10 protein-coding genes are annotated in these 11229 nt (G+C 68.5%); all 10 read left to right on the top strand.

Annotated features, from left to right (window positions below; all coding sequences use genetic code 11):
• Positions 1 to 1890, top strand: a 1890-nt coding sequence (locus tag HOP12_15695) for a DNA translocase FtsK (protein NOT35588.1), incomplete at its 5' end; no start/stop codon positions are given.
• Positions 1887 to 3266, top strand: a complete 1380-nt coding sequence (gene rimO, locus HOP12_15690) for a 30S ribosomal protein S12 methylthiotransferase RimO (protein ID NOT35587.1) — start codon at positions 1887 to 1889, stop codon at positions 3264 to 3266. The genes HOP12_15695 and rimO, both read left to right, overlap by 4 nt.
• Before the next feature lie 5 nt (positions 3267 to 3271).
• The gene (locus HOP12_15685) at positions 3272 to 4027 is read left to right on the top strand and encodes a hypothetical protein (protein ID NOT35586.1); all 756 of its coding nucleotides are present in this window, start codon (positions 3272 to 3274) and stop codon (positions 4025 to 4027) included.
• Positions 4024 to 4785 (top strand): outer membrane protein assembly factor BamD, encoded by a 762-nt coding sequence (gene bamD, locus HOP12_15680; protein NOT35585.1) that lies wholly within the window; start codon positions 4024 to 4026, stop codon positions 4783 to 4785. Before HOP12_15685 ends, bamD begins: the two co-directional genes overlap by 4 nt.
• A 10-nt stretch (positions 4786 to 4795) precedes the next feature.
• A complete protein-coding gene (gene nadD, locus HOP12_15675) occupies positions 4796 to 5431 on the top strand; it encodes a nicotinate (nicotinamide) nucleotide adenylyltransferase (protein ID NOT35584.1) in 636 nt (211 codons plus the stop codon).
• A gap of 45 nt (positions 5432 to 5476) precedes the next feature.
• Positions 5477 to 6235, top strand: coding sequence for a class I SAM-dependent methyltransferase (locus tag HOP12_15670; GenBank protein ID NOT35583.1), 759 nt, complete (start codon positions 5477 to 5479; stop codon positions 6233 to 6235).
• Positions 6236 to 6242: 7 nt separating this feature from the next.
• Entirely contained in the window at positions 6243 to 9170 is a 2928-nt protein-coding gene (polA, locus tag HOP12_15665; protein ID NOT35582.1) for a DNA polymerase I, read from the top strand.
• On the top strand, positions 9170 to 9856 hold the full coding sequence (locus HOP12_15660; protein NOT35581.1) for a dephospho-CoA kinase: 687 nt from the start codon (positions 9170 to 9172) through the stop codon (positions 9854 to 9856). Before polA ends, HOP12_15660 begins: the two co-directional genes overlap by 1 nt.
• 30 nt (positions 9857 to 9886) lie before the next feature.
• Positions 9887 to 11029, top strand: coding sequence for a peptide chain release factor 2 (locus tag HOP12_15655; protein NOT35580.1), 1143 nt, complete (start codon positions 9887 to 9889; stop codon positions 11027 to 11029).
• Positions 11026 to 11229: phosphomannomutase (locus HOP12_15650; GenBank protein NOT35579.1), on the top strand; the 204-nt coding region annotated here is incomplete at its 3' end. The genes HOP12_15655 and HOP12_15650, both read left to right, overlap by 4 nt.

Raw genomic sequence — 11229 nt, 5'->3', positions numbered from 1 at the left:
CATTGGATCGAGCGGCTGTTCCTCAGCGCCACCGTCGCGCCCGCTCGCGGGCTCGCGGCGTGGTTCGCGCGCTGGCGGGCTGCTCGCGTCGAGTCCGCGGCGGTCGCCGCCAGGTCGGCGGGACGCAAGCCTCGTTCGGGCAAGCCCGAGAAGCCGATCGAACGTGACGACAAGGCGCGTCCTCGCATCATGACCGCCGGCACCGACGACGCGCGCGTCGCGATGGCGGCGCGGCTCGAGACCGCAAACGGACGCAATGTCGAAGGCACGCCCGGCAACGGTCGCGGTTCGATCGCGCAGATGGCGCTCCCGCTGCCGAGTCTCGCCAGGTCCGATGCGGCACGAAAGGATCGAGGAAAGATACCCGCGCGTCCGCCGTCGACCGAACCGGCCGAGCCGATCGGGGATGCGCTGCCCTCACTCAGCCTGCTCGCGATGCCGCCGCAGCAGGAGGATCTGATCACCGCGACCGATCTGACGAACGAGGCGAACCTGCTCGTCACCAAGCTCGCGGACTTCGGAATTGACGGGCGCGTGACCGAGATCCACCCCGGGCCGGTGGTGACCACGTTCGAGTTCGAGCCTGCCGCCGGCGTGAAGGTCAATCAGATCGTCTCGCGCGAGGACGATTTGGCGCTCGCGCTCCGCGCGCAGCGGATTCGAATCCTCGCGCCGATTCCCGGCAAGGGTGCCGTCGGCGTCGAGATTCCGAACCGCCGACGGCGAACGGTGTATCTCCGGGAAGTGCTGTCCTCCAAGGCCTACGAAGACAGCGACGGAGCGCTCAAGGTGCCGCTCGGTGTCGACGTGGTCGGGCAGCCGTTCATCGCCGACATCACGAAGATGCCGCACCTGCTGGTTGCGGGCGCGACGGGCTCGGGCAAGAGCGTGTGTCTGAATGCACTGATCACCGGGCTCCTGTTCCAGCACGATCCCAAGTCGCTCCAGATGGTGATGATCGATCCCAAGATGCTCGAGCTGTCGGTCTACAACGGCATTCCCCATCTGGTGCTGCCGGTCGTGACCGAGCCCAAGCGCGCCAGCCGTGCGCTGCGCTGGGCGGTGTCCGAAATGGAGAAGCGCTACAAGCTCATGGCGACCTGTGGAGCGCGTCACATCGCGGCCTACAACGAGAAGATCGCGGCCGGGCTGGTTCCGAGCGGGCCCGAGCATCCCGACGGATCGGTCACGCCGCCACCCGAACGACTGTCGTTCGTGGTCGTGGTGATCGATGAGCTCGCCGACCTGATGCTCACGGCTCCGGGCGAAATCGAAGAGCCGGTGGCGCGCCTGGCGCAGATGGCCCGCGCGGTGGGCATTCACCTGGTGCTCGCGACCCAGCGACCGTCGGTCGACGTGATCACCGGCGTCATCAAGGCGAACTTTCCGTCACGCCTCGCGTTCCAGGTTGCGAGCAAGACCGATTCGCGCACCGTGCTCGACATGAACGGCGCCGAAAACCTGCTCGGCAACGGGGACATGCTGTTCATGCCCTCCGGCAGGCCCGAGCCGTACCGGGTGCACGGCGCCTACGTCTCCGAAGAGGAGACGCAGCGCGTGGTCGACTTCTGGAAAGCGCGCGCGCAGTCGACGAGCTTCGTGCCGCCGCTCGCAACCGACGCCGCGATCGTCGATGCGGAAGAAGAGACCGGCGGCGGGCTCGACGGGAGCGACGAAGACGTGCTGCTCAACGATGCCGCGCGACTCGTGATCACGCATCAGCAGGGCTCGACCTCGCTGCTGCAGCGGCGACTCAAGGTCGGCTACTCGCGCGCTGGACGACTCATGGATCAGCTCGAGCACATCGGCGTGGTGGGTCCGTTCCAGGGCAGCAAGGCGCGCGACGTGCTGGTGGACGAGCGCTGGCTCGACGCCCGGGAGCTCCTGTGAGCCGCGCCGCGATACCGCCGGCGCTCGCGTTCGTGACGCTCGGGTGCCCCAAGAACCAGGTCGACTCCGAAAACATGCTGGGTCTGCTGGTGCGCGACGGCTTCCGAACCGTCGGTGATCCGGGCGACGCGGACGTCGCGGTGGTGAACACCTGCGCGTTCCTGCAGAGCGCGGTCAAGGAGTCGCGCGCGGCGATCGCGGAGGTCGCGGCGCTCAAGGCGCGCGGGAAGTTGCGCGGTCTGATCGTGACGGGTTGCCTCGCTCAGCGAGCGGGCGAGGGGCTGCTCGCCGACTTTCCGGCGGTCGACGCGGTGCTCGGCACCGGCCAGTGGCGTGACGTGGTGCAGGTCGCGCGACGCGTGCTCGAAGGCGACGCGACGCGCACGGCGGTCACCGCCTCACCGGGAGGTGCACTCGATCCCGATACGCCGCGCGCGCTTTCAACTCCGCGTCACCTCGCCTACCTGAAGATCTCGGAAGGCTGCGACCATCGGTGCACGTTCTGTATCATTCCGCACCTGCGCGGCGATCAGCGCAGCCGGCCGGTCGCCGAAGTGGTGGCGGAGGCGCGGCGACTCGCTTCGCACGGCGTGCGCGAGATCAACCTGATCGGGCAGGACACGACCGGCTACGGCACCGATCTGCCGGGTCGGCCGACGCTCGCGGATCTGCTCGAGGCGCTCGACGAAGTCGAGACGCTGCGATGGATCCGCGTTCAGTACACGTATCCGCGACTGTGGAGCGATCGGCTGATCGAGGTGTGGGCGCGCGCGAAGCGGGTGGTGCCCTACGTCGACATGCCGCTTCAGCACATTGCTCAGGACATGCTTCGAACCATGGCGCGCGCAATGACCGAGACGCAGACCCGCGAGCTGGTGCAGCGCATCAAGCGTGGCATCCCGGGCGTCGCGTTTCGTACCAACTTCATCGTCGGCTTCCCGGGCGAAACCGAGGAACACTTCGAAACGCTCGAACGCTACGTGGCCGAGGAGGGCTTCGATCACGTGGTGGTGTTCGACTACGAGCGCGAGCCCGAAACGCCGTCGCACTCGATGACGGGACAGGTGCCGGTGCGGAAGCGCAAGCATCGCCGCGCGCGCCTGCTGGCGCGCCAGCAGCAGCTTTCGCGCGAGCGCCTCGCGCGCCGGGTGGGCGAACGCATCGAGGTGATGATCGACGGCGAGGCGGGCCGCGGACAATGGGCGGCCCGGACCGCCGGACAGGCATGCGAGGTCGACAGCGGAGTGGTGGTGGAAGGCGACGGCCTCACGCCCGGCGAGTGTGTGCCGGTGCGCGTGATCGGGGCTTCCGCCTACGATCTGTTCGCTCGCGTCGAGCCCGCAGAAACGCACGGTCTCAAGGTCCTGGGAGGATGAGAGGGATGGCGGTCGGACACTGGTTGTTCCCGTGGGTCGCGTGTGGCCTGATCGCCACCGCGGCGCCCGCTGTGGCCAAGAAGGTGCGCTACGACGGTGCGCCGCCGGCGCCGGCGGATACCACGTTCTCGACCGCGCGCATCGTCGACGAGCCGGTGGTTCGCGCGCGCGGGCCGGCCGTGCCGCCGACCAACTTTCAGGTGATCGCGCGCGTCGCCCGCACCGCGTTCGACCGCGCGATCGCGTCGTGCCCGGTCGACTCGGGGACCCGCGTGCTGCTCGCACCCGGCGAAAGTCACCCGCTCAACTTCATGGCCGAACACGCCGTGCTGCAGGCCTTGTCGCGAAGCGGGATCAGCGCGCGAGTCCGCCGCTCGATCATTCCCGACGACAGTCTCGCAGCCTACGCGGCCGGCGGTGGTGAACCGGTGCTCGAATACCAGCTCGCCTCCGCGCGCGTGACGTATCTGCGGCTGCGAGGCTGGTTGCCCGGTCGGGTCAAGATCGAGCGCCAGGGACTCGTCGAGGGTTCGCTCACGCTGCGTGATCCCGGCACCGCGTCGGTGCTGTGGACTCAGGACGCGAGCTTCAATCTGGTCGATGCGTTTCCGCGCGGCCGGCTTTCGCTGGTCGAAGACGCGCGCTTCTCCGAGCTGCGTTCTCCGGCTCCGGGTCGCTCCGTCGACAAGGCGGTCGAACCGATCATCGTGGTCGGGATTGTGGCGGGACTGGTCGCCCTGTTCTTCCAGAATCGCCCGTGACCGCCCGCTCCGGCTGGATTCATGCGTTCGCTCTGGCGGCGATCGTCGGGCTCACGGGCTGTGCTGCGCACGTGCTGCCGACCGCGCTCACCGAAACCGACCGCATCGAGGCGGCGCGCAAGCTCATCGAGCAACGGCGATTTCTCGACGCGACCGAATACGCCAAGTCCGCGCTTGCGGCTTCGACGGGGTCGGCGCGAGTCGACGAGATGATCTACCTGCTCGGCGCGGCGTACCTTGGCCAGAAGGAGTATCCGCTCGCGCAGGGCGAGTTCGAGCGACTGGTTCGCGACTACTCCGAGAGCGATTCGGCCGGTGCCGCGTCGTTCCGCCTGGGTGAGGCGCTCGAAGGCCAGTCGCGGCCGCGTGACTTCGATCAGGAGTTCACCCGTCGAGCGATCGCCCAGTGGGAGAGCTATCGACGCGGCTATCCGGGGCACTGGCTGAACACCGAGGCCGACCGCCGCATCCTCGACGGGCGAGGCAAGCTCGCGCGCAAGCTGGTCGACGCGGGGGATCTGTACCGGCGGCTCAAGCTGTGGAAGCCTGCGATCGCAACCTACGAACGCGCGGTGCAGGAGTTCGGCGAGACGATACCGTCCGCCGACGCGGAGGTCGGCATCGCGATGTGTTTCGCCGGCGAGGGTCGCCATCCCGAGGCGATCGCGAAGTTGTTGGAGCTGGAGCAGCGCTTCCCGGGTCGCCCTGTGGCGCAGCGCGCAGCCACCCAACGTCAGCGACTCCAGAAGAAGCACTGACGAGGCGTCGATGACGGTGCGCGAGTCGGTCCGACGTCCTGCGCGCAGAGTGGCGGGCGCCGCGCGCTGGGCGCTGTTCGGCGGAACTTTCGATCCGCCGCACGTCGGCCACCTCGCGATCGCCGAGTGGGCGCGCGTTGCGTTGGAGCTCGACCACGTGGTGTTCATGCCGGCGGGTCGGCCCCCGCACAAGTCGCGGCGCGCGGTGACAGCGGCCGTGCACCGCCTGGCGATGACGCGGCTGGCGGTGCGCGGCAACCCGGCGTTTCGCGTCTCGCCGCTCGAACTTCGTTCCACGGAGCCCTCGTACACGGTCGAGACGCTGCGACGACTCACGGGGGCGCGCGCCGCGCACGTCTACCTGCTGCTCGGCGCCGACAGCCTCGACGGATTTCGCGACTGGCGGGAGCCTGAGGCAATCCTGGCGATGGCGCGGCTCGCGATCGCCGGACGATCGGGGGCGGGGCTCGCGCCCGCGAGTGAATGGGCACGCCGCAGTGCTCGCGTCGCGTGGATCGGAAATCCGCTGATCGGGGTCGCCGCGAGCGAGCTGCGGGCGCGGGTACGAGCGCAGCGCTCGATACGCTACCTGGTGCCGGATGCGGTGTCGCGCTACATCGAGAAGCATCGACTTTATCGCCGCTGAGCACGCCGCTTTCGTGCGACGTCCGGGACGCGGTAGGGTGCGCGCATGACTCCGCATGAACCCGGCACTCGGGACGAATATCGGCCGCGCGAATTCTGGGAGCGGCGCCTGTCCGGGCATTTCGACCTGCGCGGCACGGGCGAAACCGGACTCTCGGAGGCCTACAACCGCGCCTGCTACTCGCTGCGCCGCACGGTGCTCGACCGCGCCCTGCTCGCGGCGCGATTCGATCCGCGCGATCGTACGGTTCTCGACGTCGGATGCGGCTCCGGATTCTTCACCGAGTACTATTCACGACGCGGCGCGCACGTCACCGGCATCGACATCGCCCCGATTTCGATCGATCGAATGCGCGCGCGATTTCCAGCTGCCAGGTTCGTGCTGGGTGACGTGAGCGAGGTTCGAATCGAGGGTCGCTTCGACCTCATCAACGCGTTCGACGTGCTGTATCACGTCACCGACGATCGTCGCTGGGAGGTGGCGCTGGGCCATCTCGCCGAGGCGCTGAATCCCGGTGGTTTGATGCTGCTGACAGACAACTTCCCTCAGCGCGAGGGCCAGCGTCCCGAAGCCGCGCACAACAAGATGCGTCCGCTTTCGCGGTACCTCTCGGTGCTCGTGCCGCACGGACTCGCGCGTGAGGCCCTGCATCCGACGCACGGATTGCTCAATCGTGAATTAGGCCCGTTCCGATCGTTGAATCGGGTGCCTGCGCTGCTGCTGCTCTTCGATCGGACACTGCTCGCCACCGGCATCGCCGATCACATCGCGCAGAATCGCCTGCTGGTCTTGAGACACCGGTGAGTCGCGCATGAGCCGCCTGATCGTGTTCGATGCCCTCGGCCTCGCGTATCGCGCGCACTTCGCGTTCATCGGCCGCCCGCTCATGAACTCGAAGGGGGAGAACACCTCCGCAATTTTCGGGTTCGCGAACATCGCGCTGAAATTTCGCCGCGAGCACGCGCCCGAGTTCTGGGCGCTCGCCTGGGACGGCCCCGGGCCGACGTTCCGCCACGAGCTGTATGGCGACTACAAAGCCACGCGTCCCCCGATGCCGGAGGATCTCGCAGCGCAGCTCGGCGCGATCGAGGACCTGTCCCGTCACCTGGGCCTCCCGGTGATCGAAAAGGCCGGCATGGAAGCCGACGACGTGATGGCGACGCTCGCGCAGCTCGCCGCGGCGGCCGGTCACGAAGTGATCCTGGTCACCGGCGACAAGGACATGCTCCAGGTCGTCACCGATCGCGTCACGGTGCTCGCGCCGCAGGGCAAGGGTGAGGACTACGCTCGCATGGACCCCGCCGCGGTGCGAGCGAAGTGGGGCGTGGGGCCCGAGCACATCCGTGACGTGCTCGCGCTGATGGGGGACTCGAGCGACAACATTCCGGGCGTGAAGGGCGTCGGCGAAAAGACCGCGGTCGAACTGCTCACGCAGTTCCACTCACTCGACGAACTCTACGCGCGGCTCGGCGAGGTCAGAAAGCCGGCGCTCAAGAAGAAGCTCGAGGACAGCCGCGAAGCCGCGTTCCTGTCCCGCGAGCTCGCGACGCTGCGGTCCGATCTCGAACTCGGCGTCGGGATCGAGGACCTGAAGGTGGCGCCGATCCGCGGCGACGATCTCGCCGCGTTCGCCGGCCGCTGGGAGATCCGACGCCTCGAGCAGATCGCCGCGCAGCAAGGAGTCGATGCGGCCAGCGCAGGTGCGCCGGTGACCGGACGTGATCCGGCTCGCCGCGGCAGTGCCGCGGAGCAGGAGGGAACCGGAGTGAAGCTGGCTCCGAAGCGCCCGGCCGCAGCCGAGCCGCCGCGTGGCACGACTGCCGCTGTCCTGCTCGAGCCCGATCTGTTCGGAACGCCCACCATTGCGCCCCCGGCGGCTCCACTGCCGCGAGCCTTGCGCGAGCCGGCGCAGGCCTCGCTCGACCTGTGGCACGCCACGCCGCTCGAAGTCGGAGATTCGCGCGCGCCCTCGCTCGAGGCGCTGGAGCAACAGCTCCACGCGGTGCGCGCGCGCGCGGTTCACGGCCTTGCACTCCTGCCGCTGTCCGAGTCCTCGAGCGGACGAGGGGGGACGCTGGTGGGTCTCGCGCTCGCGGCGCGCGATGGCACTTCCTGCTACCTGCCGCTCGCGCACGTGGGCGGCGCCAACTTCGATCCGAAACGTGTGGTCGAATGGCTCGCACCGGCGCTCGCCGATCCCACGGTCGAGAAAGTCGGGCACGACTTGAAGCGCGAACGACATCTGCTCGAGCGCTTCGGACTGGTCGCGACCGGGCGGGGCATGGACCTTCACATCGCCTCGTTCCTGTGCGACCCGTCGCGCGATCACTCGCTCGCCGCACTCGCGCGCGACGTGCTCGCAGTCGAACTGACACCGCTCGAGCCGCCGATGGTGCGAGGACGCGGTCGCGCGCCGCTCGCGAGCGCCAGCGTCGAGGACATGGCGCAGGCGGCGTGTCGCGCGGCCGCCGCGCTGTTCCCGCTCGCCGAGGCGTTGCGCGCTCAGCTCGACGCACGCGATCAGTGGGGACTGTGCCGCGACCTCGAGCACCCGCTGATCGACGTGCTGGTCGCGATGGAACGCGAAGGCATCGCGCTCGACGTCCCGGTGCTGGAGGTCATGTCGGCGAGCAGTGCGGCGGAACTGGCCGCGCTCGAACAGCGACTGCATCAGCTGGCCGGCGAGGCGGTGAATCTGAACAGCGGGCCGCAGCTCGCGCATCTGTTGTTCGAGGTGTTGAAGCTGCCGCCCGGCCGCCGCACCAAGACCGGGTTCTCGACCGACAGCGAGGTGCTCGAAGGGCTGGCCGCCGAGCACGAATTTCCGAGGCGGCTGCTCGAGTGGCGGGCGCTCGCCAAGCTCAAGTCGACCTATCTCGATGCGTTGCCGGCCGCCGTGGATCCGCGCGACGGCCGCGTGCACACCTCCTTCGAGCAGACCGGTGCCGCGACCGGGCGTCTGTCGTCGTACGACCCGAATCTGCAGAACATCCCGATGCGCACGCCGCAGGGTCGCGCGATCCGACGCGCGTTCGTTGCGGCGCCGGGCTGTGTGCTGATCGGCGCCGACTATTCGCAGATCGAGCTGCGCGTGATGGCGCATCTGTCCGGGGATCCGCAGCTCATCGAAGCCTTCGAGAGCGGCGAGGACATCCATGCCAGCACCGCGCGGCGCATCTTCAAGGTCGAGGGAGCCGTGGATCCCTCGCTGCGCGCACGCGCCAAGATCGTCAACTTCGGCGTGATGTACGGCATGGGTGCGCGAAGCCTCGCGCAGCAGATGGGCATTCCGCTCGAGGAGGCGAAGGAGTTCATCGACGGGTACTTTCGCGTGTATGCCGGAGTGCGTACCTACCTGAATCGAGTCGTGGCGGATGCGCGCGAAAGCGGCTACGTGCAGACGCTGCTCGGCCGCCGCCGCTATCTCCCTTCGTTGCGCAGCTCGAACGGACTCGATCGCTCGAATGCGGAACGCGCCGCCATCAATGCCCCGATCCAGGGTTCAGCCGCCGACCTGGTCAAGCTCGCCATGATCCGCGTCCACGACACGCTGGCGCGCCGCGGCAAGGGGGAGAAGCTGTTGCTGCAGGTCCACGACGAACTGGTATTCGAATGCCCGGCCGCGGCCGCCGCGACCACCGCCGAGCTGGTGCGGCGCGCGATGGAGGGATGCTTCCCGCTGCGCGTGCCGCTCACCGTCACGGTCGGCACCGGCGCAACCTGGTTCGACATCCACTGATGACACACGACTCGAGCGCGCCGGCATCGTCGCCACGCGAGCGTCGCGCGCCGAGCGACGACGGCGTGCTGCGCGTGGGGCTGATCGGTCGCGCCGGGAGCGGCAAGACGACGGTCGCGAACGCGTGGCGGGAGCGTGGTGCCGAGGTGCTCGAGGCCGACCGCATCGGTCATCAGGTGACCGATGGAGATCCCGAAGTGCGTGCGGCGCTGATCGCCGAGTACGACGCCGAGGTGTACCTCGCCGATGGGCGGCTCGATCGCGCGCGGGTCGCCGCGCGGGTGTTTCGAGATTCGGAGGCACTCGCGCGGCTCGATCACCTGGTGCATCCGCGAATCCTCGCGAAGTTGCGAGACTCACTCGCGGCGCGCGCCCGCAGCGGCGAGCGCGGCGTGGTGGTGATCGATGCGGCGTTGCTGCTGCGGTGGCGGTTCGAGCGCGAGTGCGACGTGGTCGTGGCGGTCGTGGCGCCGCAGGCGCGCCAGATCGAACGCCTGATCGCGGGGCGCGGCTGGACCGAGGCGCAGGCCCGCGAGCGGCTCGCGGCTCAGCTTCCGGACGAAGCTCTGGCGGCCGCCGCCGACGAGGTGATCGAAAACGATGGAACCCTCGAGCAGCTGGTCGCACACGCCCGGCGGGTGCTCGACTCCCTGGTCGCTCGACCCCGCGGAAGTGCGCCGGCCTAGCGCTTTGCATTCGACGTCTCATCTCCTAATGTGCCGCCTCCGCCGAAAACCCGAAAGGTCCCATGCTCACCACCGCCGAACTTCGAAAGCGCATCGACGTCACCCGCGAGAGCCTCGACAGCTTGCGGAGGTACCTTTGACATCGAGGGCTGCGTGCGAACGGTGGCGGCGCTCGAGTCGCGAATGGCCGAGCCGGGCTTCTGGGATCGCGCCGAAGAGGCACAGCGCACCGTCCAGGAGCTGAAGCGCGCCAAGGGCCCGATCGACCAGTTCGGAGCACGCGACGCGTCGCATCGCAATCTGGCCGAGTTGCTGGATCTGGCCGAGGCGGAGAGCGACGAGAGCATGTTGCGCGAGGTCGAGCAGGAGCTGACCCGGCTCGAAGCGCAGGTGGCCGACCTCGAAACCCGATCGCTGTTGTCGGGCCCTCACGACCGGCTCGGCGCGCTCATCACGATTCACCCCGGCGCGGGCGGCACCGAGTCGCAGGACTGGGCCGAGATGCTGCTGCGCATGTACCAGCGCTGGGCCGAGCGTCACGAGTACAAGTTGACGATGCTCGACTACCAGGCGGGCGACGAGGCAGGGATCAAGGACGCCACGCTCGAGATCGACGGCGAGTTCGCCTATGGCTACATCAAAGCCGAATCGGGAGTGCATCGGCTGGTGCGCATCTCGCCCTACGATGCGAACGCGCGGCGTCACACCTCGTTCTCGAGCGTGATGGTGCTGCCGATGATCGACGACACCATCAAACTCGACATCGCGCCGGGCGATCTTCGCATCGACACCATGCGCGCGGGTGGCGCCGGCGGCCAGCACGTCAACAAGACCGAGTCGGCGGTGCGCATCACCCACCTTCCGAGCGGGCTGGTGGTGCAATCGCAGGCCGAACGCAGCCAGCATCGCAACAAGGACGCGGCCATGAAGATCCTGATGGCGCGGCTGTTCGTGCTCAAGGAGGCCGAGGCGAAGGCGAAGACCAGTGCGATCGCGGGCCCCAAGAAGGACATCGATTTCGGCAGTCAGATCCGGTCGTACGTGCTGCAGCCCTACACCATGGCGAACGATCATCGCACCGAGTTGAAGATCCCCGATGTCCACGGAGTGCTCGACGGCAAGATCGACCCGTTCATCGACGCCTGGCTCAAGAGGAAGGACTCCGACGCATGATTCCGCGCCACATCTTCCGCGAGTACGACATTCGAGGACTCCACGCGACCGAGCTGAGCGATGAAACCGGCGAGGCGATCGGACGGGCGTTCGGCACCGTGGTGCGGCGAGAGGGCGGCCGGCGTGTTGCGCTCGGGCGCGACGTGCGCCCCAGCAGCGAGCGCCTCGGCGCCGCGGTGGAGCGTGGCTTCGCCGCCGCG

Source organism: Candidatus Eisenbacteria bacterium, from assembly GCA_013140805.1.
Classification (GTDB): domain Bacteria; phylum Eisenbacteria; class RBG-16-71-46; order RBG-16-71-46; family RBG-16-71-46; genus JABFRW01.
This window is presented reverse-complemented; position numbering and strand designations above follow the sequence as displayed.

What these genes read in the sequence shown, in the direction of transcription:
- HOP12_15685 (NOT35586.1), top strand. Translation starts at nt 3,272, where the DNA reads ATGGCGGTCGGACACTGGTTGTTCCCGTGGGTCGCGTGTGGCCTGATC.
- nadD (NOT35584.1), top strand. Translation starts at nt 4,796, where the DNA reads ATGACGGTGCGCGAGTCGGTCCGACGTCCTGCGCGCAGAGTGGCGGGC.
- HOP12_15670 (NOT35583.1), top strand. Translation starts at nt 5,477, where the DNA reads ATGACTCCGCATGAACCCGGCACTCGGGACGAATATCGGCCGCGCGAA.
- polA (NOT35582.1), top strand. Translation starts at nt 6,243, where the DNA reads ATGAGCCGCCTGATCGTGTTCGATGCCCTCGGCCTCGCGTATCGCGCG.
- HOP12_15660 (NOT35581.1), top strand. Translation starts at nt 9,170, where the DNA reads ATGACACACGACTCGAGCGCGCCGGCATCGTCGCCACGCGAGCGTCGC.